This is a genomic window from Halovenus rubra (assembly GCF_026586665.1).
Lineage (GTDB): Archaea > Halobacteriota > Halobacteria > Halobacteriales > Haloarculaceae > Halovenus > Halovenus rubra.
The window spans coordinates 104,977-128,501 of the sequence record NZ_JAODIY010000008.1; the positions used below are offsets into that span (position 1 = coordinate 104,977).

The window sequence follows — 23,525 nt, forward strand, 5'->3', positions numbered from 1 at the left end:
CGGGGGGACTTAAGCGGTGGGACAATACGTTAAATGGTATCATATGGTGTGTTAAGGATAGTTTTATATACCTGCACCTACGCTGTACAGATGCTTATGGCTTACAACGAGGATACGTCGGCGACCCCGGCGGATCGAGTTCTTCCAGGGAACAACTACTAACTCCCTCAGTCAAGACGTACGAATTTTCGACACCACACTGCGTGACGGTGAGCAAACGCCACGGACATCGTTCTCGTACGAGAATAAACGCCAGATAGCGGCGCAACTCGACGAGATGGGTACCCATGTCATCGAGGCAGGGTTCCCGGTCAACAGCGATGACGAGTTTGAGGCGGTCCGTGACATCGCCGCGGCAACTTCGACCACAGTCTGTGGTCTCGCCCGCGTAGTGGAAAATGACATCGAGGCGGCCCTCGATAGCGGCGTCGATATGGTCCACGTGTTCGTGTCGACCAGTGACGTACAACTCGAGGACTCGATGCACGCAACTAGGACAGAAGCGAAACAACAAGCTGTCGAGTCAATCACGCGAGTTGTCGAGGCCGGCGCAGAATGCATGTTCTCGCCGATGGACGCCACCCGAACCGATGAGGAATTCCTGTCCGATATCGTCAACGCGGCTGCCGATGCCGGTGCGGACTGGATAAATGTGCCCGATACCTGTGGTGTCAGTACACCTGAGCGGTTCCAGGCACTCGTCGCAGATGTCGTCGACGCCAGCGGCGACGCTCGTGTGGACGTTCACACTCACGATGACTTCGGGCTGGCGACGCCAAATGCACTTGCAGGCTACAGGGGCGGTGCGAGTCAGGCACAGGTCTCGGTCAATGGTATCGGCGAACGCGCTGGCAACGCGGCCTACGAAGAGGTCGTTATGGGGCTTGAATCGTTGTACGATGTCGATACCGGTATCGATACCACACAGATTGCTGACCTGTCCAAGACAGTCGAGGAGCAGTCGGCAGTCCCAGTGCCGGGGAACAAACCTGTTGTCGGTGACAACGCCTTTGCTCACGAGAGCGGCATCCATGCGGCCGGTGTCATCGAGAACAGCGAGACGTTCGAGCCCGGCGTGATGACTCCAGACATGGTCGGTGCAGAACGCGAATTCGTCCTCGGTAAACACACCGGCACGCATTCGGTGCGTAAGCGACTCGAAGATGTTGGGTTCGAACCCACTGACGAGGAGGTACGGTCGGTGACACAGAAGGTCAAAGAAAGCGGTGTCTCGGCTGGCCACGTCACCGATACCGACTTAGAGAGGTTTGCCCACGAGGTCGATATCACCCGCCACGAGGAGGTCCGCGTTTAGAGCGATGCATCGGCCATACAGCAGCGATAACGGGCAGATACCGCTGTCTGGTTCGAGGAAAGCGATGTTGGACGCCTGTCGTGGTGGGTGGTCCAACCGTTTTGGGGAGCTACAGCGACAGACTCGAAACTGTTATATATCGCGGCAACAGGAAAGATGTAGTAATGAGACGGACCGCTGGCACCACGGCAATCAACGCCGCCAGCGGTATTGCTTTCCTCGGTATTATTGTAGGGGCATAGCCCCTACACTACCTTCTCCTTTATTACCCCGACCGCATCGTCACCAAGCAACAGCCACAGCAGATAGACACATGGACAGGACAGCACAGGAGCAACGACCTGCCAGCAAGCGGGCAGGCACAGACGGACACGAACAGAACGACTCAACGGTTGAGGATGCACCAGCACCTGAGACAACAGCAGGCGAGCGTCCAGGGGCCGACGGAGTCGAAACAGGAGCTGATGCGGTTGTCGCGGCGCTAGAAGCCGCCGGCGTCGAGCATCTCTTTGGTGTTCAGGGCGGGGCAATCATGCCCGTGTACGACGCACTCTACGAGCACGATCAGTTGCGTCACATCACGATGGCACACGAGCAGGGCGCAGCACACGCAGCGGACGCGTACGGCATTGTTGCGGGCGAGCCGGGGGTCTGTCTCGCCACATCTGGACCAGGGGCGACAAACCTCGTCACTGGAATCGCCGACGCAAGCATGGATTCGGACCCACTCCTCGCGTTGACCGGGCAAGTTCCAACGGAGTTTGTCGGAAGCGACGCGTTTCAGGAAACGGATACGACCGGCGTCACACAGCCAGTGACAAAACACAACAGCTTCGCACAGGACTCCGAGACAGTTGGCAATGAAGTGGGGACGGCATGGGCACTGGCCAACGATGGACGGCAGGGGCCAACGCTGGTCGACCTCCCAAAAGATATCACGCTTGGTGAGACGACCAGCAAGCCAGACACCCCAGAGACACCAGATACCTACAGCCCGCCAGAACACGCAGACGACGTAGTTGTCGCGGCCGCGACAGAGGCACTAGAAGCGGCACAGCGTCCAGTGATTCTCGCCGGCGGCGGCGTCATCAAAGGCGAAGCGAGTGACCGCCTTAGAGCATTCGCTCGCGACTACAAGATTCCAGTCGTCACGACGATGCCGGGATTGGGGTCGTTCCCCGAGGACGACCCGCTGTCGATGGGTATGGCCGGAATGCACGGCACAGGGTATGCCAACCTTGCGCTGGCGAACGCCGATTTCCTGCTGGGCGTCGGCACACGCTTTGACGACCGACTGACCGGTGGCGTCGATACGTTCGCGCCCGACGCCGAGGTTGCTCACATCGATATCGACCCTGCCGAGATGAGCAAAAACATCTTCACAGAGTATCCGCTGGTCGGCGATGCACACCAAGTCCTCACCCAACTTGACGATGGAATACAGACTGCGCCTGACTGTGAGGAATGGCGTGAAACCTGCGAGGAGTGGGTCGATACGTACTCACTCGACTACGAGATGCCCGAAGACGACCCACTCAAACCGGAGTACGTCGTCGAGATGGCAGATACGGTGACACCAGACGAGACGATTGTCACGACAGGCGTCGGCCAACACCAGATGTGGGCCTGCCTGTTTTGGGAGTACACCGAACCCCGGACATGGGTGTCGAGTCACGGACTCGGTACGATGGGTTATGGCCTGCCCGCCGCCATCGGCGCGAAGGTCGCCGCACCCGAGAAAGAGGTCGTCTGTTTCGACGGCGATGGGTCGTTTCTGATGACAATCCAGTCGCTGTCGGTTGCAGTTCGTGAAAACCTTGATATCACTGTCGTCGTCTTAAACAACGAGGCAATCGGGATGGTTCGGCAGTGGCAAGACGGCTTCTTCGATGGCCGACACATGGCCTCGGAGTACGGCTGGGTTCCCGAGTTCGACACGTTGGCCGAAGCCTTCGGCGCTCGTGGGTTCCGCCTCGATGACACCGATGCTGTCGAAGCGACACTACAGGCAGCGCGTGAGTACGATGGCCCGTCGGTTGTCGACGCCCATATCGACCCTGAGGAGAACGTCTACCCGATGGTTCCAAGCGGCGGTGACAATGCCCGCTTTGCACTGAACGAAACACAGTTGGAGGGGTTAGAATGAGTCAGGGCGAACTCCCCGGCGACGCACCCCAAGAGCGGACCACACCCGACGGGGAACGGACCACGCAGGGAATCCCCGTCGAGAACGCCGACCGGACACCACACGAACCCAAACGAGCGGTGTTGTCGGCGCTAGTCAAGCACGAACCCGGTGTCCTCGCCGAGGTGTCGGGACTGTTCAGCCGCCGGCAGTACAACATCGAATCGCTGACCGTCGGACAGACAATCGACGACAACCTCGCCAGAATGACAATTGTTGTCGAGGAAAGTCGCCCGAACATCGACCAAGTCAAAAAGCAGCTCGAAAAGCGCATCCCTGTGATTTCCGTTCGGGAGCTTGACGACGCGGTCCAGCGCGAGCTGGTCATCGTGAAAGTAAACGGCGATAGTCCAGACCAGGTCAATGCAATCACAGAGATGTACAACGGACAGACACTGGATGCTGGACCACGGTCGATTACGGTCGAGATAACGGGCGATGAACAGCGAATTGACGCCGCAATCGACGCCTACCGCCAGTTCGATATTCGTGAAATTACCCGGACGGGGTACGCTGCCCTTGCCCGCGGTGAGGCACCGACAGCACAGGTTACGGAACCAAATCAAGCGCCGACAGAGGCGCAAGTTCAGACGGAGACAATCGCAGATGACTGACGAATTCACCACAACAGTATACACTGACAGCGACGCAGAGAGTGCACAGCTTGCGAACAAGACGGTCGCGGTACTCGGGTACGGGAGCCAGGGACACGCCCACGCACAGAACCTCGACGACAGCGGCGTCGACGTGGTTGTCGGTCTGCGTCCCTCGTCACGGTCGCGTGAACACGCAAAAGACGATGGACTCCGCGTCGCTACACCGGCCGATGCGGCCGCCGAGGCAGATATCGTCGTCATGCTTGTCCCCGATACGGTACAGCCGTCGGTCTACGAGACGGTCGCACCCGAACTCGACCCCGGTGACACACTCCAGTTTGCCCATGGTTTCAACGTCCACTACGGGCAAATCGAGCCACCAGAGGACGTCAACGTGACGATGGTCGCACCGAAGGGGCCGGGCCATCTGGTTCGGCGAACCTACGAGCGTGGCGAAGGTACCCCCGGCCTGTTCGCAGTCTATCAGGACGCGACGGGCGAGGCGAGCGCCCAGGCGCTTGCCTACGCACAAGCAATCGGCTGCACCCGTGCGGGCGTCATCGAGACGACATTCCGTGAGGAGACCGAAACTGACCTCTTCGGTGAACAAGCGGTGCTCTGTGGAGGCGTTACCGACCTCGTCAAAGCAGGGTACGAGACACTGGTCGACGCTGGCTACTCCCCAGAGATGGCGTATTTCGAGTGTCTAAACGAACTCAAGCTTATTGTCGACTTGCTGTACGAAGGTGGCCACATGGAGATGTGGAACTCGGTCTCTGACACCGCCGAGTACGGCGGTCTGACACGTGGCGAAGATGTAGTCGACAGAGAGGCGATGGAAGCGATTCTCGACGGCGTCCAGTCGGGCGAGTTTGCCCGAGAGTGGATTTCGGAGAATCAGGCAAATCGGCCAGCTTACAAGCAGTACAGGCACGCCGAGCAGAACCACGAGATAGAGGAGGTTGGGGACCGACTGCGCGAACTCTTCGCGTGGGGCGAAGAGTCAAAAGAGCCGGCCCCAGCGGACGATTGACACACAAACGACTGTAGAGACAACCAACACAACGAATGACAGAGACAAACACCACGACAGAAGACAGAGAGACAGTGCAGAAACCAACCCGAGACGACGGCCAGCCGATGAAAATGAAAGAGATGGACCACACACCGCCGGTCGATGGGACGCGGCGGGTGTTTGAACGTGCCAACGAAGGCCACTCGGCACGAGCCGATGGCGGACAGCACGCCGCTGACGAGACAGAGACAGACGGTGAATTTACCCAGAAAATGAAAGAGATAGACCACACACCGCCAGTCGATGGTCCAAACCGGACCTTCGAACGCGGAACAGAAGAAACAGATGTAAAAAATGAGTGAGGGGACACTGTACGACACGGTCTGGGACGCTCACCGGGTAACAACGCTCCCAAACGGGCAAGACCAGCTGTTCGTCGGGCTTCACCTTATCCATGAGGTGACGAGCCCGCAAGCGTTTTCGATGCTCAACGAGCGGGGGATGGAAGTCGCCCGTCCGGACCTGACGCTGGGTACTGTCGACCATATCGTCCCGACCGACGACCGGTCCCGCCCGTACGCTGACGACGCCGCCGAAGAGATGATGCAGGCCCTAGAGGCAAACGCCGAGGATGCAGGTATCGACCTGCTGGACCCGACAACTGGTAATCAGGGGATTGTCCACGTTGTCGGGCCAGAACAGGGACTTACACAACCCGGCAAGACAATCGTCTGTGGCGACTCTCATACGGCGACACACGGTGCTTTCGGCGCACTAGCCTTTGGCATCGGTACCTCCCAGATTCGGGATGTTCTTGCGACGGGCACGATTGCGATGGATAAAAAAGCAGTCCGCAAAGTCGAGGTGACAGGAGAGTTGGGTGTGGCCGTCACCGCGAAAGACGTTATTCTGGAGATTATTCGACGGCTTGGCACCGACGGCGGCGTTGGCTACGTGTACGAGTACGCCGGCGAGGCCATCGAGGCCCTCGACATGGCCGGTCGAATGAGTCTCTGTAACATGTCTATCGAAGGCGGGGCACGAGCTGGCTACGTCAACCCTGACGAGACGACCTACGAGTGGCTCAAAACAACCGAATACTTCACCGAGAACCCCGATGAGTTTGACCGACTCCGGCCATACTGGGAGTCAATTCGAAGCAACGCGGATGCCGAGTATGACGACGTTATCACCATCGACGGTGGAGAGTTAGAGCCGGTCGTCACCTGGGGGACGACACCCGAACAGGGTGTCGGTATTACCGAACCGATTCCCAAGCCAACGGCGCTACAGGAAGACAAGCAGGCGCGTGCGCGCGACGCACAGACACACATTGGTGTCGAGCCGGGTGAGACGATGGAGGGGTACGCGGTCGACGTAGCTTTCCTTGGTTCGTGTACTAACGCGCGACTCCCCGATATCCGGCGGGCGGCCCGAGTCGTCGAAGGCAAACACGTCCACGAGGACGTACGCGCACTGGTCGTCCCCGGGAGCCAGCGCGTCAGTGCCGCGGCTGAGGCCGAAGGACTGCGTGACGTGTTCGTCAACGCTGGCTTCGAGTGGCGCGAGCCCGGCTGTTCGATGTGTCTCGCGATGAATGACGATCAGTTGGTCGGCGACGAGGTGTGTGCCTCCTCTTCGAACCGAAACTTCGTCGGCCGTCAGGGAAGCTCGTCAGGTCGGACCGTCCTGATGAACCCCTCGATGGTCGCTGGGGCTGCCATTACCGGCGAGGTGACCGACGTTCGTGACCTCTCGACAGATGACGATACGGTCGGCTCCCAGCCGGGGGTGTCGGCATGAGCGACAGCGTTGCAGTTCCGTCAGTAACAGACGTTTCGGGGACTGGTCTGCCGTTGCGAGGGAACGACATCGATACCGACCAGATTATTCCGGCCCGGTTCCTGAAGGTTGTCACCTTCGATGGTCTTGGACAGTTCGCCTTCTTTGACCAGCGATACGACGAAAAAGACAATCCAACAGACCACCCGATGAACCAGCCACAGTACGAGAATGCCACTGTACTGGTCGTCAACTCCAATTTCGGTTGTGGCTCCTCGCGGGAGCATGCCCCACAGGCGCTGATGCGCTGGGGAATCGATGCCATCATCGGCGAGAGTTTCGCCGAGATATTCGCGGGCAACTGTCTTTCGCTTGGGATTCCAACAGTGACAGCAAGCGCGGAGGCGATTGTGGCGCTTCAGGACTGGGTCGAGGCACACCCCACCGGCGATATCTCGGTAGATATAGAGGAGGAAACGATTAGCTACGGGGAGTCAACAGCTATCGATGCAACCGTCGACGAGGGCCAGCGGAAGGCACTAGTCGAGGGCATTTGGGACACGACGGCACTCATGCAGTCAAACCAGCAGGCAATCGAGACGACGGCTTCGGAGTTGCCGTATATCGGTGGAGGAAAGTCATGAGCCACGAGGTCGCCGTTGTCCCCGGAGACGGCATCGGCCGGGAGGTTGTCCCTGCCGCTGTCGACGTGTTGAAGACGCTTGATGTGTCGCTGTCGTTCGTCCACAGCGAAGCTGGCGACAAAACGAAATCCCAGCGGGGCAAGGCACTTCCCGATGAGACGCGTGAGGCTGTCGCCGACGCGGACGTGACGCTGTTTGGCGCAGCAGGGGAAACAGCAGCGGACGTGATACTTCCGTTGCGGTCGGTTGTCAACTCGTATGTAAACGTGCGGCCAGTACGTGCATACCCGGGTGTCGATGCTGTCGCCCCCAAGACGGACCTCGTTTTTGTCCGCGAGAATACAGAAGGCGTCTACTCAGGCATCGAAAGCGAAGTCGCCGACGGCGTGCGGACGCTGACCCGCGTTGTGACCGAGACAGCGTCGAAAGCAGTTGCCAGCTTTGGCTTTGAGTACGCGAATCACAACGGGTACGAGCAGGTCACGGTCGCTCACAAAGCGAATGTGATGCGCGAGACGGACGGCCTCTTTCTCGATGCTGTCGAACGCGTCGGAGCGAACCGAAACGCGTCCTATAACACCGAACTTATGGATGCGCTGGCGATGGAACTGGTCATGCATCCCGAAGAGTACGGCGTCATCATCTGCCCGAACCTTGCGGGTGATGTCCTCTCGGACCTCGGGGCAGGACTGGTCGGTGGCCTCGGTCTGTTGCCTTCGGCAAATATCGGAGAGGAGAACGCTCTATTCGAGCCAGTCCATGGGACGGCACCTGACATCGCTGGAACGGGTGTCGCAAACCCAGCAGCGACAATTCTCTCTGCGGCCCTGTTGCTCGAATATCTGGGTCACGACGAGGAGAGTACCCGTGTTCGTCAGGCCGTCGAAGCTGTGCTTGCTGACGGTCCACACACGCCAGATCTCGGTGGGACGGCATCAACCGAATCGGTCCGAGATGCTGTTATCGCTCGGCTGACCTAGCTGTTCGTCTTGTGTTGTGTATTTGCGTATATCGACAGACAGTCCTACCAGCTCAGTCGCTAAAATATATTTTAGATAACATATTTCCCCCAACAGCCCGTTGTTACTCATGATGTACGAATCACGGTTTGAGACCGACGAGCGGTTCGAACGAGAGACCGTTGGCTCAATTGAGCGGACGACAGCATATGAGACCAACGAGGCCGATGGGCCAACCTACAAGACGGGAACGACTATCGTGGCTCTGGCTGCAGCAGACGGCGTTGTGATGGGGGCTGACAAACGGATGAGTCTTGGTGGGCGGTTTACCGCCAGCAAAGACGTCGAGAAACTCTCGCAGGTCCACTCGACCGCGACGATGGCAATCTCCGGTGCGGTCGGCCCGGCACAGCAGTTGCTCGACTCTCTACAGGCCGAGGCCAGTCTCTACCGGACCCGCCACGGCGAACCGATGAGCATGAAGGCACTCTCGAAGACCACAGGCCACCTCGTTCGAGGACTGCCAGTCCAACCGCTGCTTGGTGGTGTCGACGAGACGGGCGGCCACGTCTTTGAACTCGATGGCAGCGGAAGCGTTATCGAAGACAGCTACGCCGCGGGTGGGAGCGGAATGCAGACTGCCTATGGCCTTCTCGAAGGCCGGATGGAGCCACAGCTCTCGGTTTCCGAGGCGACAGATGTAGCAACCGACGCGGTGCTGGCCGCAAGCGAACGAGATACAGCGAGCGGGAACGGCGTGACCATCGCAACTATAACCAGAGAGGGCGTCCAAATCGGTGATGTGACCGATATGAACGGAGGTGCGAGCTGATGGAGCCGAACAACCAGCAGGCCTACGACCGGGGAAGTACGATTTTCTCTCCGGATGGCCGACTCTACCAGGTTGAGTACGCCCGCGAGGCCGTAGAACGGGGCGGACCAACGGTGGGAGTGACAACCGAGGATAGCGTGGTATTCGCGTCGTATGGAAACGCCCGGTCGTCACTGGTGGTGCCAGAGAGCATCGAAAAGCTGCGAGATATCGACGGACAGCTTGGTATCGCGACGGCTGGTCACGTCGCTGACGGCCGTAGGCTTGTCGAGTACGGCCGGCGATTTGCTCACCAAGAGCAACTCCGGTACGATGAACAGCCAGGCGTCGAAACCGTCTCGAAGGCACTCGCCGATTTCGTTCAGGAATCGACACAGGTCGGCGGAACCCGCCCGTTCGGTGCCGCAGTCCTCGTAGGTGGGTTCGTCGAGACGCCACGGCTTTACGGGGTCGACCCCTCGGGGACACCAACCGAGTGGGCAGCAACCGCGATTGGAAAAGACAGCGGCGACATCCGAGAGTCCCTCGAAGCCGAGTACGAGACGGGACTCGACGAGCACTCAGGGCTAAAAGTCGCCGTGCGCGCGCTAGCATCTGAGGACCGCGAGCTGACAAGCGAGACACTCGACGTGGCTGTGACCCGCGAAAGTGGGTTCGAGCCCTTCGGGAGTGAAAAACAGGAAACACTGCTTGAGGAAACAGAGTTCTGACGGTCGCCGAAAACAGGTTGTTTGAGCAGATTAGGAGTGTGCCAGTCCAAGTCGCTGTGTGAGTCTATCTTTGGTGACGCGGAGCGATGCATTGAGAGCAATCAGGCCGACTACGGCCGCCCAAAGCCCGATAAACAGTTTGCCGCCGCTTAGGAACAGGTAGCTTTTGTATTCAAACAGGAACCCGAGTCCGGCAAACAGCGTCGCCATAACAGTGTATAGGCCTGTTAGGGCAAACGGAAGTAGTAAGTCGAATGCTTCTTCGTACATGCAATGATATAGAACAGTTTATCTTTATAACGTTGTTGGCTGCGGTGTCATACAGTCACAATCACGACACAAAGTTAGGCTGCAGCGTCGTCGCCACGCTCACCTGATTCGGTTGGGACATCAGTCGCGTCGGCGGGTGCGCTGGCGTCCTCAGACCGTCGGCGGTGTTCGTGGACGGCTCCGTCACCGCCAATAAACAGTTCGAGCACCTCGTCGTCAAGTTGGGTCTGAACGAGCAGACACCACGGCTCCGTCGAGAGCACGCGCTCGCGCCATTCAGGTCCAGCGTTCCAGACTGGGCGCTCTGTGATGTTCTGTCCATGGTCATCATAGAAAGAGACAACTGCCGGGTGGTCGAGTACCGACAGCGTTGCCGGACAGTCAAAGCTAGCCGGACAGCGGGTACACGAACAGGCAAGCTGTGCTGTCAGGGGGTCCCCGTTGGCCCCGTCTGACCCCACGAGTTCCGGGCTCGTCTCGACAGACCCACCACAGTCGGGACAGACGCCGTCGACAAACGTACGGATACGGTTTCTGTGGTAGGTATCAAGTGCCCCTGGAAGGTCGTCCTCGTCACGGATATGTCCGCTCGGCGGGAACGATAATCGCATCACTGACTCTCCACAGCCACTACAGGCAACCTCTGCAGTACTCCGCGATACCGAAAGCGTCAGTGCCCCTTCGTGACAGAGCGGGCAGGGCTCAGAGAGTGTGACCGCGTCGTGGTCGACGCCACGAGTAAACTCCCCGGAGACGACTGTGCGTGCAGCCTCTCGGCCAGCAGCAGTCAGCTCCCAGCGCTCGTCGGCTCGCTGGCGGACGAACCGGTCGTCGAGTTGCCGAAGGTGATAGGCAAATCCCGCAGAGGTGTCGCTGTCGCTGGCCTCAAACAGTGTCGAGAACGAGCACGGACCGTCAGCAGTCAACAAGCGGAGGATATCCACGCGAGCTTTGTTGCCTAGCTGCTGGAATGCCGCCGCAGGTGTCGGGTGAAGCTCCGTCGCCGAGTCGACACTACTTCCGGGAGGAAGCAGCGAATCATCAGATGCCGGGCCTCCAGTCATTGCAGTAACCTTGGCTTCGGTAAATAAGGATTTGTTGGCTACGGCAGCCTCCGTATCTTGTGGCTATGACCGTTACAACTCGCCCAGCCAGTCGGCGAAGTCGCCAGTAAGGAAATCAACGTAGTCGAGAATGCCAAGCCAGAGAGAGACCAGTAACACGGCGATAACGGGGATACGAACCAGCCAGACCCAGGTTGGCCCGAGCGGTCCAAGGTCGCCGACTCCATTTTCGAGTTCTTCGAGTGCCTCATCGGACCAGCCCCATGAGACATAGACGGAGATAAGTAACGCTCCAAGAATCAGCAAAATCCCGTCCATGAGTCCGTCGTACAGCGAGAGCAGGACGATATCGTAGGCGGGCGCCAAGCCGAGGACAAAAAGCAGTGCACAGACAAGGACCGTCGCCCGGAGTCGCGGAATGTCGTGTTCGTCAACCGCATAAGAGACGACGACCTCGGTAAGGCTAATCGCACTGGACAGCGCCGCGATAATAACTGTGCCAAAGAAGACCGCTCCCGCAACCCCACCAAGCGAAAGGTCGCCAAAGGCCGCTGACAGACTCACGAAAATAGCACCCGGACCGGGTTCGCCGGGGTCGACACCTGCAGAGAACAGAATGGGAAACACGATAAGCCCCACAAGCACCGCAATAACCGTATCAAAGCAGATGATTATCGCGCCGTCAGTGGCGAGATTTCTGTCTTCATCGATATAGGAAGCATAGGTAATCATGATACCAAATCCAAGCGAGAGCGTAAAGAAAGCCTGACCGGCCGCAGCCGGGAGAATCGAGGTCCAGTCAGCCATAATCCGACCGAGGTCGGGCGAGAGATAAAACGAGTAGCCTTCACTAGCCCCCGATAGCGTCGACGCCCAAGCAGCCAGACCGAGCACGATAGCGATGATTGCCGGGACCATCACCTTGACTGCGAGTTCGATACCGCGCCGGATGCCCAAGCCGACGATGGCGATGATAGCGAGCAAAAAGAGGCCATGAAGGGCCATCGCTTCGAGCCCAGACGACAGTTGTCCGAACTGTTCGCCTGCGGCGGCAATATCTGCTTTGTACCCGTCCTGCAGACCAAGCACTGTATAACGAATTGTCCACCCAGCGATGACGCTGTAGTAAGACATGATGACGAACGTCGTGACGACAAACACCCAGCCGACGTACTTCCAGATTCCGTGCCCAATTTCACGCATCGCGCCAACGGGGTTACGGTCGGTTTTGCGCCCGATGACGAATTCGACAAGTATCGCTGGAAAGCCCACGATACCGATGAAAAGCAAGTAGACGAGCAGGAATCCTGCCCCACCGTTTTCCCCTGTGATAAACGGGAACCGCCAGATGTTCCCGAGACCGACAGCACTTCCCACTGCTGCCAGAATAAATGCCACTCTGGTCGACCACCCCTCTCGTTTAGACGGTTGTTCCGACATATTCAGTCGTGTACGGACGGTACTCAAGAAAGTTCCGTAATGAGTCGAGAACGGGACTCATTCAGTCTCACACGGTGCTATGTTTCATCGTGTAGCCCTGTTTTGAATAGTTTCGTATGGGTCAAACAGATTGTACGAGTCGGAGAAATCGTGTGACTTGTCTACAGCCCCTGTGACCAGCGCGACCAGTTCTAGAGTTCGACCGCTCTGGTTCGGTCAAGAAGCGCGGCGTCGTAGTACTCACCGGTCTGCGAGGGGTGTGTATCGTCGATAGCCCGGACCGTCGCGACCGTGTTGGCGAAGTTCTTGTAGGTCGCTTCATCGACCATCTGGCCGTTGATAATGACCGCGCCAGTCCCGTCGCGTTTGGCGTCGTTGAACTGTTCGATATTTCCAACTGCCCGGTCGAGTTCATCGGCGGTTGGCATGTGAATACGGTTTGCCTGCGCGGTCTGTTTAGGATGAAGTGACCACGAGCCATCGAAGCCGATGCGTGCCTCGTGTTCGATCTGGTCGGCGTAGCCGGGTGCATTGTAGTAGGTGACGCCCGCTCGTTTGTCAAACAGTCGGTCAAACGGACCACCAATAGCAACGATTCCACCGGCTGATGCTTCGTTCGATAGCCGTTCAAGCACACCGTTCCAGCGTGGGCGCTCGTTGTCCATCGCCCGCCCTCCAAGGTCCGCCGTGTAGTCGACAGGACCGAAGACAAACGCCCCGAGACGGTCGTTTTCGCCGAGTTGTGCAATCGTATGAAGGTCCGACACCGCGGCCGCCGTCTCGACAATAATCGCAACCTCGATTGACCCGTCATCATAGCCGTGTTCGCGTTCAGCCTCTGCAACGGCACGGTTGGCTGCTTCGACATCAGCTAAACGGCCAACTTTCGGCACAACAATTCCATCCAACTGGTCGCCGACCTGCCCGACAAGCGTCGTAATTTGTTCACGACCCCGCTTTCGTAACCGCTTGCTGTCGTGAGCCCACTCGATTCGTGGCCAGATTTCGCCACCGAATGACGGCGCAAGTGTTGACAGGCGGTCGACGGTGTTCTCGATAGCCTCGGCTTTCATCTCCGGTGCGGTCCCGTCCTCGATATCCGGAACGAGCCAGTCGGGTGCCTCAAATCCCTCAGCAGTGAGGCCAGATTCGAGGTACTTCGCCGAATTCTCCTTGGGAACGGCGGCCGGTGCAGTTTGGAACGTGCGACAGAGTCGTGTCATGGTGTGAAGTTGTCTGTTTCAATCACGGGTACGGTCGATGAGTGCTGTACGAGTCCCCGAGTAAACGGGCCGCCTGTCGCCGGTGAAAGCGACGTGTTCGAACGTGACAGCGCCGGCACGTGGCGGCCCACGGTCACCATCGGCATCGACGACGTGGGTGAACCCAAAGACGGTGTCGCCGGCAGTCACAAAGTCGTGGAAACGCTCGTCCTCGTAACGGAGTTCGTGGTATGTCTGCTCGTCCGAGCGGGCATGGCCCAGCGCGACCGAGCGGGTGACATCACCGTACGCAACGGGTTCACTGGATGGCGAGTCGGCCATCGCGGCTGCGTTATGATGTTGGCGGGCAGTGTTCAGCGTCGCCAGCGGGAGCGTTGCGACCATCACATCATCCATCGTGCGTCCGCGCTCGTGTTGATATGCAACTGTTGCATCCTGGCCAGCGGCACGGTCGAGAGCTTCCTGAAAGTGCTCGAATGCTGTCCCTTTGGGCGTGAGAAACGTCTCTGGGAGGTCGACAACTGAGTCAGCTGTTCGGTCCGACGAGTCAGGGCTATCGTCAGTCGCTCTGGAATCCCCACCGTCGGTAGCCGCCTGCTCACGGCGTGGTATCATGTTCGTCCGTTCGTAGGATACAAGCACTTCGCCGGAGTTGGCGTCGATGCCTTTACTCTCCCAGGTGACAATCCCGTATGCCGGCCGCGACGAGGAAATCTGGGTCGCCGTGACAGTTGATTCGACCCGCAGTTGTGTTCCGGGAGCGACACCGTGTTCGTGATACTGGACATCGTCCCGACCAAGAAAGTATCCGCCTTTCTCGCTCAGGTCTTCGACCGATGGGCCCATCACGCAGGCCAACAGGTAGTCCGGGTGAATCGGCGGTTTATCGAAGCCACGGGTGTTTGCAGCGTCCGGCCGCCAGTAAGCCGGGTCGTGGTTGAGCGTCTGGCTCATCCACTGTTCGTTGCCGTGTCGAGTCAGACGAAGCCCCGGCGTGTGTTCAATGTGTTCGCCCTCATCGAAGTCCTCGAAGTAGTTGCCCTTCTCGCGGACATCGGCACGGTCAAGCGCCGCGCCGAATGTCTCAGGGTCAGTCCAATCAGTCATTGAGGGCTGCCTCCGGACTCTGTGGCTTCTCTCGTGCCAAGGTACGTCGCATCTCGTTTGTGACAATCATGTATCCCTCATCGAAACCCATTCCGGGCTTGGCAAGCAGTTGTGCGGCATTAGTAGCAAGTGCAACATGAGCACAGGCCCGGGCTGAGACCGCCGTTTCGTTGCAGGTTCCGCCTAGGTAGGCCCGTGTGTCAGTTCCCTTACACTCCATGACAGCCCGGGCACTGCGATGGAGGCCACCAAGGTCAGGTGTTTTCACCTGCACTACGTCCGCAGCACCGGCGTCAACGAATGCACAAACGTCTTCGAGGGTGTTACACCACTCGTCGGCTACGATATCCACATCGACTCCAGCAGTCGCAAGTCCCTCACGAAGCTCGGTCATCGACTCGATTTGTGCGGTGTGTCCACCAGCGTCCATTGGCCCCTCAACCTGAAGCGAGAACGGCGCTGCCGCTTTACAGAGACGACCGAAGTAGCTAGTGACTTCAGCACGGTCGTAGGGAGGTCCAAACAGTTCGCCAATCAGACCGTACACATCGACGTGGAACCGAGGATTGTACTCCGCCGAACCGACGTCTCGTGCACGGTCTGAGAGCCACTGGAGGTACTCGACAAGCCCCTCGCCATCTGTCCCGAGTTTCTCCTCACTGTTGAACAGACCATGAGGGAGGACTGGGACGCCTTTCAGGAGCATCTTTTCGGCGTTTTGATATCTGTCATCGCCGGACTGCCCGAAGACGGGTACCGGCTCAGTCGCTGGGTCCACATCAAGTTCGTCGGCGAGAACAGCTGTCGGTGTAACCCGTCGAGCATGAGCAGCCGCGAATAGGAGCGCTTGTGAAACGCCGTACCTGACAGCGGTATGCAATTTCTCACCATCGCTACGCTGGCCCGGTAGTTCCTCAATAGCGGTCGCGTTGTCGAGGAATGCGTCGGGGTCACAGCCGACGAGTCTGTCTGTGACTGTTCGTTCAACGACCGGCACGTAATCAGCGGCACGAAACAGTGGATCACGACCCCCAGTGCCAGAATACTGGACTGCCCCACAGTCACCCCGGATGGCCGTTCCATCCGAGAGTTCCAGTTCTACCAGAAGCGCCTCGCCGGCCTGACGGACAGCATCAAACCCATCAGTAACGGGGTCGCCTGCGTAGCCAAAACCGTCTTCCGATGCGCCGGCCTTGATTGCACGCTGGTCGTCGAAATAAAACCCCGAAACGCCCGGAACGGCCCGAACTGACTCAATCTGCATCACCTTCACCCCCAATTGTGTCGGTACCGTCAGTGGCCCGACCCGACTCTTCAGAGTCACTCTCGCTGGCTGTCGGACGACCAATCAGTTTGCCGTCACTAATTGCGTCGACATCGTCTGCGACCATGCGGAACGAACGCGAACGGCCTTCGGTACGAGCGCGTTCGTCGAGACGAGCGTCGTGGATATCCCTGATTTCTTGGTCGACTGCAAGGTCGCCCCACTGGAGTATCCGGACTCGTCCATCATCGTCACGCGCCGGGAGAACATCAGCCTTGGCGCTGTCGCTGGGTGCGAAGGGAACATCCAGCGCACCCGAGTTGAACGCTGCGACAACACCGCGTGCCACGTCGCCGTCGCCGTGGTCAAAGACTGCGTCTAGCAGCGACCGGGCAGTCCGTTCGATTAGTTCCTGTTCTTTGTCGATGCCATCAATGATTATCTCCTGTTCGGCCATCATATCAATAAGCTGTCTCGTCGTTCGCAAGCCAGCGGCGTTTGCTTCCTGTGTTGGAACCCCCTGGAACTCCTGTGGTGATTTGGTTATCACTTTATCAGGTTGTGCCAGCGCCGCCGTTGCGCCGCCGAGTCCAATGACGCCGTTGGCCCGCGCTTCGTCGGGCGGGAACCCGCCCATCCACTCGTGGAAAACCGTCGTGACGACCACGTCGTTTGGCAGATATTCCTCGCCCAGTTCCCGAAGCGCCCGGAGTGCGGCAACATCTTGAACGACGTTTCCGACTTGGCCATACCCTAGCGTGAGCGAGCGGACGCCCTGTGTTGCCGCGAGCAGTCCTTCAACGACCATCACTGCGATGGCGATAGACGGTGGGACGAGCGTCCCGGTTAGGGGCCCAAACGGTTCGCGGTTAATCCGGACTCCGCGTTTCGTGTACGCGCCACAGAGGCGGTCGATAAACTGCCAGTGTTCGATTGTCTCTTTGAGGTCGTGTTCTTTGGTGTAGGGAATGTTGTACGAAATTGGGCCACCCTCAAAGCTCTGGAACCCCCCAGCAAGTGTGATGATTGCAAGCAGGCGGGCGTCAGGGGTTCCGTGGCGGACCTCAATCGGTGCATCGACTGCCTCAACTAGTTCACGACAAGCTTCGACGCCGTGATTCACCGCGGGGAAACCATTGAGCGTGTCTTCACCGGATTCACGGGCTTCCTCCAGTCCTCGCTGGGCCTTTTCGTACTCGTTGTCCCGGGTATAGGAGTCGATTGTCGTCGGCAATAGGTCTGCACCGCCCTCCTTGTCGAGATACCTGAGCAGTTCGGTCTGGTCGTCAAGACAGGGCACGCCAGCACGCGGCTGAAGAAGTGGCTGGTCGGCCGATTCGAGAGCATCCGCAAATCGTTTGGTTGTCGGGAGTGACTCGTGGTAGGCAATAGCCGACTCGAACTCTGCATCTGCGCCGGTCGGCCATCGCTCTCTCAGCGCTGATTCGACCTCAATCAACTCTTCATCGGGGATGCGTTCGTCGCGAAGCATCTACGCTCCCTCGGGGTTGTGGTCTCCGCGTTCGTCGGAGAACATTTAGCTATTCATCCTGACCCGTTGGGTCTCAGGTTCGGCTGTCCTGTGGTCTAGGTCACGTTCGAGCGCGCTGACGACGGCTGATGGGTCTGTTTCAGCGTCGAACACGCGGTTGAAGCCAAGCTCCCGGAAGTGCTCGCGAGTATCGTCCCAGTCGTCCTGTCCGACCGAGAGGTTGCCACCGATGTACGTGACTGCGTCGCACTCTGTGTCCGCGAGTTGTTTATGAAGTCCCTGACAGTCCTGTCTTGCGTGCCCGTACAGTGACGATACAAGCACCGCCCCAGTGTCGTGTTTCTGTGCCGCCGAAACGAACTCGTCTTTCGAAGTCTGGACTCCCAGGTTCTTCACGTCGAACCCGGCAGCCGAAAGCGCCTGTTCGAGGATTGTGATTCCGACGACGTGGGCGTCGGACCCTATCACACCGAGGATGACTGTCTGTCCCATGTGGGTATCGTATCCGAGAATCTCCACCATAATAAATATAATGATTATTCATTATAGTTTGGTAGAGAGTCTCAAACCCAAACATACAACACTTTCAGGAAATATAATGAATAATAGGGAACTTTTTTTACAGGCCGTGACTGACGGGAATGTATGAGTGCGCTGTCGGACCTGCGGGTTGTTGATTTGACGCAGGTGCTGGCCGGGCCGTACTGTACGATGTTGTTGGCGGATATGGGTGCAGATGTAGTAAAAGTCGAACGGCCGGGTGGTGACCTCATCCGCTCGAACCCGCCGTTTGTCGATAGTTCAGATAACGAGGCCTACGGTGGCTACTTTCAGAGTGTTAACCGGGGAAAGCAGTCCTTGGAACTGGATTTCGGTGATGAAAGTGACCGCGAAGACTTTCTATCACTCGTCGAAACGGCTGACATCGTCGTTGAGAATTACCGTGCCGGCACGATGGAGTCATTCGATCTTGGCTATGAACGACTCCGTGAACGTAACCCACAACTCATCTACTCGTCAATCCGCGGGTTCGGTGACCCCAGAACAGGTGAAACTGACCGGCAGGGACAGCCCTCCTTCGACCTGATTGCCCAAGCATTGGGTGGTGTCATGGAAACGACCGGCCAATCCGACGGGCCGCCAACGAAAGTTGGGCCGGGAGTTGGTGACCTCTTTACGGCCGTGCTCAACGCTGTGGGCATCCTCGCCGCAGTTCATTACCGTGAACGAACGGGTGAAGGCCAGTACGTCGACACTGCAATGTACGACGCGATGGTTTCGATGTGTGAGCGGACAGTCTATCAGTACTCGTACACAGGAGACGCGCCGTCCCGTCAAGGGAACGCCCATCCGACTCTGTTTCCTTACAACGCGTTCGCGACGGCTGACGGTTACGTCGTCATCGCGGCGTTTTCGGATGGACACTGGCGTAGCCTCTGTCAAGAGATGAACCGACCGGATCTGGTTGCCGACTATCCGACCGCATCGGATCGTCTGGCCGAGCGCGACATGTTGCGACGTGAGATTGCAGAGTGGACGCAGTCTCGGTCATCGGCTGCGGTCATCGACGTGCTCAGAGGGACAGTTCCGGTCGCACCCGTCCAAGACACGAGTGATATCTTCGACGACCCACACATCCAAGACCGCGACATGCTCACGAACGTCGAACAGCCGGGGGCCGACCACGAGGTGACTATCGCTGGCTCCCCTATCAAGATGAGCGAGACACCGCCGTCAGTCGAAGGCCGTGCTCCACTTCTGGACGAACACCGCGAAGAGCTCCTCAACTCATTGGAAGCCAAAAACACAGACGCAGGACACGCCGGGAGTGACGACTGAAACGATAGCTAGCATCTCTCATTGCTGTTTATTGAACACTCAAAGCGAATGTTTGTGATTCAACGTGTGGAGACAGTCGCGGCCGAAAACGAATGCAATTCTGTCTCATGACCGGGACTCACACCGTATCGGACGGTTTTTACTCTTTCATCGTGTAGCACTGGTTGAATGATATCGAAGGGCTGTGAACAGTGTGCGGAAGGAGGCAAGATGGTGATGTTTGTCTATGGCTACTGTGACCAGCGCGACTGTTTTTACTGTCCGCTTGGCGAGAACCGCAAGAACGTGACCGACGTGTACGCCAACGAGCGGAAGGTCGAATCCGACGAGGATGTTATCGCAGAAGCCAAACGGATGGACGCACTCGGGACCTCGATAACCGGGGGCGAGCCACAGGAAGTGCTTGACCGAACGTGTCGTTATCTCAGTTTGCTTAAAGACGAATTTGGCGAGGAACACCACACGCATCTCTACACCGGTATCACTGGTGGCCGTGAGAACATGCGCCGCCTTGCAGAGGCAGGTCTAGATGAGATTCGGTTCCACCCGCCCTTCGAGCAGTGGGGCGACCTCCACGGGACAGAGTGGGAAGATATCCTCTACATCGCTCGTGAGGAAGGGCTAGTTCCTGCCTTCGAGATTCCGGGTATCCGCGCCGAAGAAGAGTTCCTACAGTTCCTCGATGAGGGGGCTGCTGACTACTGTAATATCAACGAGTTCGAGATGAGCGACGGTAACTTCCGGCGAATGCAAGAGGAAGGTTTCGAGCGCAAAGAAGGACACATGAGCGCCGTGGAGGGGAGCCATGAAATCCTCGACGTGATGGGCGACCACGAAAAAGTCTACTTCTGTACCTCCGTGTTCAAGGACGCCGCCCAGCACCGCAATCGGATGAAGCGGATGGCTCAAAACGTACGGCGACCGTTCGACGAAGTGACCGAAGATGGTACGCTCGTCTACGGCAAGGCATGGACTACTGCCCAGCGCCTTGACGAACTCGGCGTCCCAGCGGAGTACTACGCTGTCAAATCAGACCACGTTGAGGTTGCCTGGTGGCTCCTCGAAGAGATGCTCGATGATGGCGACATCGACGAAGGCGAAATAATCGAACAGTATCCAACTGTCGATGGGACTGTTGTCGAGCGGACACCGCTGGCGTAGAAACACCGGATAAAACGGAGCGAGGGCCGTGTTTTTGCTGTAGAAGCGTCGAACGTAACTGCGCTGTCTGGTAATCTAAACCGAGTTTACACGTCGATTACCCAGTTAACTCGTGTAACGCCATGGTTTTCTAGCGTACTAGCGACCCTCTCTCGGCTAACCAGCACAAACCCGGTTGCAACAGCGAGGAATCCAAGGACAGTGCTGAAAGCGAGCGTGTGACCGAGAAATAGAACCGAGACCAGCGTCGCAAACACCGGTTCGAGGTAGGCGACAAGTGTCGTCTCGGTCGCCCCCACACGACGGACCAACCCGAAGTAGAGGAGATAGCCAGCCGCACCGGCAGCGAGACTGATGTAAATCAGCGAGCCAAGAGCCGCTGGTGAGAGAGTCGACGGAGCCGGCATCGACTCGCCGCTTAGTATTGACCCGGAAAACAACAGTGTCGCGCCGACGAGCATCGCCCACCCCTGGAGCGCTTCTAGTGGCAGGCCACCCTCGACAAGCTGGATAGTAACGGAGCCGACCGCGAACATAGCCGTCCCACCAAAGACGAGACCGACACCGATGGCCGTCGAAGAAAGCACGTCAGAACCGGGAGCTGGCTGTGCGATAACTACAACCCCAGCCAGACCAAGCACGAACCCACACGCGTCGAGCAATCCGCTAGATTCGCCAAGCAATGGGACGGCAATAACCGCAGCCACGACCGGCGACATTGACACGACGACCGCAGCGACTGCGCCGGAGACGTACTGTGTTCCGATGAACAGCGCGCCCTGATACCCGCCGAACATGAACGTCCCGACACAAGCAATACCGAGAAGTTCACGATGGTCCTGTGGGAGCAGTCGGTCAGTCACAACAGTTGCATAGGCAAGAACAATACAGCCCGCAACGGCGTATCGAATCCCTGCGGCGCCTAGCGGGGGAACTTCATCGACGACCACGTCGATTGCCGGAAACGCAGCCCCCCAAAGGAGACCAACGCCGACAAGGACAAGCGCGGCCGGTAGTTGAAATTGATTCTTGGTTATGGAATACATTTCGGAGTTGATTCAACTAATGGACGGTATTCAAACAAGCTGTCTACTACGGCAGTCTTTCTTCGAGGCGCCCCATATTTCAAAACATATTCGAATAGCCATCAGGGGAGTGTCGAAAAGCTGAATACAGTTCAACTATATATTCAAAAGCAACGTTATGGACAGAAAAGATATACAGATACTGAAATCAGTCGAAGAGCTTGAGACAACGAGTACCGACAAAGTAAGTGAGGCGACAGGAATACCGATTTCGACCGTGCATTATCGCCTCAACAACCTCAGAGATGCGGGTATCATCACAAACGACCGTCTCGATATCGACCTCGACAAACTGGGACTTGATATTACCGTCCTCGTCGAGGTGTTTACCAAAAACGAGCAAGACCACCGAAAAAGTGGCCCGAAAATCGCAGAGATTGAGGGTGTTACAAAGGTATTTTTCACGATGGGAGAGACTGATTTCATGGCGTTGGCTCGCCTCCCAACCAGCGAGAGTGTCGAGCGTCTTATCTCAGATTTCGAGGCCCTCGAAGACGTATCCCGAACAAATTCGACGTTCGTAATTTCACGCGAACTCGACAGTCACTATCCACTCCAACAGTACGACGAGGAAACACTGGAAAGCAAACTCGTTGAATAGTTATAGAATCTCTCGGAGGTCTGTCGGAGATGTGAGTGCGTACGTGGGTTCGGGTTGGGGGTCAGCCGGCGGCTCCTCCTCGGGGACCCACGCGGAGTACATCCCGACATTATTCGCGCCACCGATATCGCCTTGGAGGTTGTCGCCGATGTAGATACTGGTCTCTGGCGACGAACCGAGTTCAGCAAGTACCGTCTGGAATGCCTCAGCGTCGGGTTTGCCTGCAATGTCAGTTTGTGGCCCACAGACGACGGTCGCGTCAAACACGTCAGTGATTCCAAGTCGGTCGAGTTTCGCTCGCTGTGTCTTGGGGTTGCCGTAGGTCAAGAGACCGAGGTCGTCGTACTGCTCGCGGATGTATTGAAGCGTTTCGTGTGTTCCATCTCGAAACACCACGTCGGTCTCGTCGACAATCTCTACGGTCGCTTCGGCGAGGTTACGGTACTGTGAATCAGTAAGGTTCTCTGTGGCTGCCCGATACAGGTTCTCGTAGAATGCGCGGTCAGATGTAGTCGTTGGGAGGTTTGCCGGGTCGACACTCCGAACCTCGGCGACAGTAAACGGTGGCTCCATGGCCACCTGCTCGAACAGTTCCCTGTGAATTTCGTCGTCACTCTGCGTGTTCAGACAAATCGTCGTGTCGAGGTCAAAGACGACAGTTTCGATTGTATTCATTGTTTATCGATACCGAGTGTATCGGATAAAAGCAGGTCGAAAGCAGGCTGCCTCCAGATAAGCGAAAACCCCCACGGCTCGGTCGAGATATGGTCTCTCCGGTGGGAAGTTCTCGTGGGATGTTCGAATCAAGGGTCGTCGCTCACGCGTTGGCTTATCACCTGAGTTTGGGCTTTTTAGGTGCTGGTTCACGAGGTTTTGCTGTTTAGTTTTGGGATTCAAGCAGGCTACGTTGCACACGCTGTACCCCGAGGTTACACGAAACG

Annotated in this window: 23 protein-coding genes; 13 read left to right on the forward strand and 10 right to left on the reverse strand. The window is 57.7% G+C overall.

What is annotated here, in order from left to right:
- Nucleotides 1-67: 67 nt before the first annotated feature.
- From N5098_RS06700 to N5098_RS06745, 10 genes are all read left to right on the forward strand, one after another.
- Complete coding sequence (locus N5098_RS06700; RefSeq protein WP_267637028.1) at nucleotides 68-1,315, forward strand: LeuA family protein; 1,248 nt, start codon at nucleotides 68-70, stop codon at nucleotides 1,313-1,315.
- A gap of 313 nt (nucleotides 1,316-1,628) precedes the next feature.
- Nucleotides 1,629-3,461, forward strand: coding sequence for a biosynthetic-type acetolactate synthase large subunit (gene ilvB / locus N5098_RS06705; RefSeq protein WP_267636956.1), 1,833 nt, complete (start codon nucleotides 1,629-1,631; stop codon nucleotides 3,459-3,461).
- Nucleotides 3,458-4,114, forward strand: coding sequence for an acetolactate synthase small subunit (gene ilvN / locus N5098_RS06710; RefSeq protein ID WP_267636958.1), 657 nt, complete (start codon nucleotides 3,458-3,460; stop codon nucleotides 4,112-4,114). Before ilvB ends, ilvN begins: the two co-directional genes overlap by 4 nt.
- Nucleotides 4,107-5,129: a ketol-acid reductoisomerase gene (gene ilvC, locus N5098_RS06715; RefSeq protein WP_267636959.1), complete on the forward strand. Its 1,023-nt coding sequence runs from the start codon at nucleotides 4,107-4,109 to the stop codon at nucleotides 5,127-5,129. The genes ilvN and ilvC overlap by 8 nt, the downstream gene beginning before the upstream one ends.
- Before the next feature lie 35 nt (nucleotides 5,130-5,164).
- Nucleotides 5,165-5,473, forward strand: coding sequence for a DUF7989 family protein (locus N5098_RS06720; protein WP_267636960.1), 309 nt, complete (start codon nucleotides 5,165-5,167; stop codon nucleotides 5,471-5,473).
- The gene (gene leuC / locus N5098_RS06725; protein WP_267636961.1) at nucleotides 5,466-6,914 is read left to right on the forward strand and encodes a 3-isopropylmalate dehydratase large subunit; all 1,449 of its coding nucleotides are present in this window, start codon (nucleotides 5,466-5,468) and stop codon (nucleotides 6,912-6,914) included. Before N5098_RS06720 ends, leuC begins: the two co-directional genes overlap by 8 nt.
- Nucleotides 6,911-7,537 carry a 3-isopropylmalate dehydratase small subunit gene (leuD, locus tag N5098_RS06730; RefSeq protein WP_267636962.1) on the forward strand — a complete coding sequence of 209 codons (627 nt, stop codon included), beginning with the start codon at nucleotides 6,911-6,913 and terminating at the stop codon, nucleotides 7,535-7,537. The genes leuC and leuD overlap by 4 nt, the downstream gene beginning before the upstream one ends.
- Nucleotides 7,534-8,517 (forward strand): isocitrate/isopropylmalate family dehydrogenase, encoded by a 984-nt coding sequence (locus N5098_RS06735; RefSeq protein WP_267636963.1) that lies wholly within the window; start codon nucleotides 7,534-7,536, stop codon nucleotides 8,515-8,517. Before leuD ends, N5098_RS06735 begins: the two co-directional genes overlap by 4 nt.
- A gap of 109 nt (nucleotides 8,518-8,626) precedes the next feature.
- Nucleotides 8,627-9,328 carry a proteasome subunit beta gene (locus tag N5098_RS06740; protein ID WP_267636964.1) on the forward strand — a complete coding sequence of 234 codons (702 nt, stop codon included), beginning with the start codon at nucleotides 8,627-8,629 and terminating at the stop codon, nucleotides 9,326-9,328.
- A complete protein-coding gene (locus N5098_RS06745; RefSeq protein WP_267636965.1) occupies nucleotides 9,328-10,038 on the forward strand; it encodes an archaeal proteasome endopeptidase complex subunit alpha in 711 nt (236 codons plus the stop codon). The genes N5098_RS06740 and N5098_RS06745 overlap by 1 nt, the downstream gene beginning before the upstream one ends.
- Before the next feature lie 30 nt (nucleotides 10,039-10,068).
- On the opposite strand, the gene N5098_RS06750 is transcribed toward N5098_RS06745, so the two are convergent.
- The 8 genes from N5098_RS06750 to glmS all read right to left on the reverse strand — a co-directional run bounded on the left by N5098_RS06750 (nucleotide 10,069) and on the right by glmS (nucleotide 18,390).
- Nucleotides 10,069-10,308 carry a DUF8151 family protein gene (locus tag N5098_RS06750; protein ID WP_267636966.1) on the reverse strand — a complete coding sequence of 80 codons (240 nt, stop codon included), beginning with the start codon at nucleotides 10,306-10,308 and terminating at the stop codon, nucleotides 10,069-10,071.
- A 74-nt stretch (nucleotides 10,309-10,382) separates the two neighbouring features.
- Nucleotides 10,383-11,372, reverse strand: a complete 990-nt coding sequence (locus N5098_RS06755; protein ID WP_267636967.1) for an ArsR/SmtB family transcription factor — start codon at nucleotides 11,370-11,372, stop codon at nucleotides 10,383-10,385.
- Nucleotides 11,373-11,444: 72 nt separating this feature from the next.
- Nucleotides 11,445-12,812: a sodium-dependent transporter gene (locus tag N5098_RS06760; RefSeq protein ID WP_267636968.1), complete on the reverse strand. Its 1,368-nt coding sequence runs from the start codon at nucleotides 12,810-12,812 to the stop codon at nucleotides 11,445-11,447.
- A gap of 191 nt (nucleotides 12,813-13,003) precedes the next feature.
- The gene (citE, locus tag N5098_RS06765) at nucleotides 13,004-14,035 is read right to left on the reverse strand and encodes an L-malyl-CoA/beta-methylmalyl-CoA lyase (RefSeq protein ID WP_267636969.1); all 1,032 of its coding nucleotides are present in this window, start codon (nucleotides 14,033-14,035) and stop codon (nucleotides 13,004-13,006) included.
- Between the two features lie 18 nt (nucleotides 14,036-14,053).
- Nucleotides 14,054-15,142: a 2-methylfumaryl-CoA hydratase gene (gene mch, locus N5098_RS06770; protein ID WP_267636970.1), complete on the reverse strand. Its 1,089-nt coding sequence runs from the start codon at nucleotides 15,140-15,142 to the stop codon at nucleotides 14,054-14,056.
- Nucleotides 15,135-16,406: a methylaspartate ammonia-lyase gene (locus N5098_RS06775; RefSeq protein ID WP_267636971.1), complete on the reverse strand. Its 1,272-nt coding sequence runs from the start codon at nucleotides 16,404-16,406 to the stop codon at nucleotides 15,135-15,137. The genes mch and N5098_RS06775 overlap by 8 nt, the downstream gene beginning before the upstream one ends.
- Entirely contained in the window at nucleotides 16,396-17,898 is a 1,503-nt protein-coding gene (locus tag N5098_RS06780; RefSeq protein ID WP_267636972.1) for a methylaspartate mutase subunit E, read from the reverse strand. Before N5098_RS06780 ends, N5098_RS06775 begins: the two co-directional genes overlap by 11 nt.
- 45 nt (nucleotides 17,899-17,943) lie before the next feature.
- A complete protein-coding gene (glmS, locus tag N5098_RS06785; RefSeq protein ID WP_267637030.1) occupies nucleotides 17,944-18,390 on the reverse strand; it encodes a methylaspartate mutase subunit S in 447 nt (148 codons plus the stop codon).
- 153 nt (nucleotides 18,391-18,543) lie between these two features.
- Between glmS and mct the strand changes: the two genes are divergently transcribed.
- The gene (gene mct, locus N5098_RS06790) at nucleotides 18,544-19,737 is read left to right on the forward strand and encodes a succinyl-CoA:mesaconate CoA-transferase (protein ID WP_267636973.1); all 1,194 of its coding nucleotides are present in this window, start codon (nucleotides 18,544-18,546) and stop codon (nucleotides 19,735-19,737) included.
- A 168-nt stretch (nucleotides 19,738-19,905) separates the two neighbouring features.
- Nucleotides 19,906-20,898, forward strand: coding sequence for a radical SAM protein (locus N5098_RS06795; RefSeq protein WP_267636975.1), 993 nt, complete (start codon nucleotides 19,906-19,908; stop codon nucleotides 20,896-20,898).
- Between the two features lie 86 nt (nucleotides 20,899-20,984).
- Here N5098_RS06795 and N5098_RS06800 read toward each other — a convergent pair whose 3' ends face one another.
- A complete protein-coding gene (locus N5098_RS06800; protein ID WP_267636976.1) occupies nucleotides 20,985-21,944 on the reverse strand; it encodes a DMT family transporter in 960 nt (319 codons plus the stop codon).
- A 157-nt stretch (nucleotides 21,945-22,101) separates the two neighbouring features.
- On the opposite strand from N5098_RS06800, the gene N5098_RS06805 reads away from it, so the two are divergent.
- Nucleotides 22,102-22,584 (forward strand): Lrp/AsnC family transcriptional regulator, encoded by a 483-nt coding sequence (locus N5098_RS06805; protein ID WP_267636977.1) that lies wholly within the window; start codon nucleotides 22,102-22,104, stop codon nucleotides 22,582-22,584.
- Here N5098_RS06805 and N5098_RS06810 read toward each other — a convergent pair whose 3' ends face one another.
- Nucleotides 22,585-23,259 carry an HAD family hydrolase gene (locus N5098_RS06810; protein WP_267636978.1) on the reverse strand — a complete coding sequence of 225 codons (675 nt, stop codon included), beginning with the start codon at nucleotides 23,257-23,259 and terminating at the stop codon, nucleotides 22,585-22,587.
- Nucleotides 23,260-23,525 lie beyond the last annotated feature (266 nt).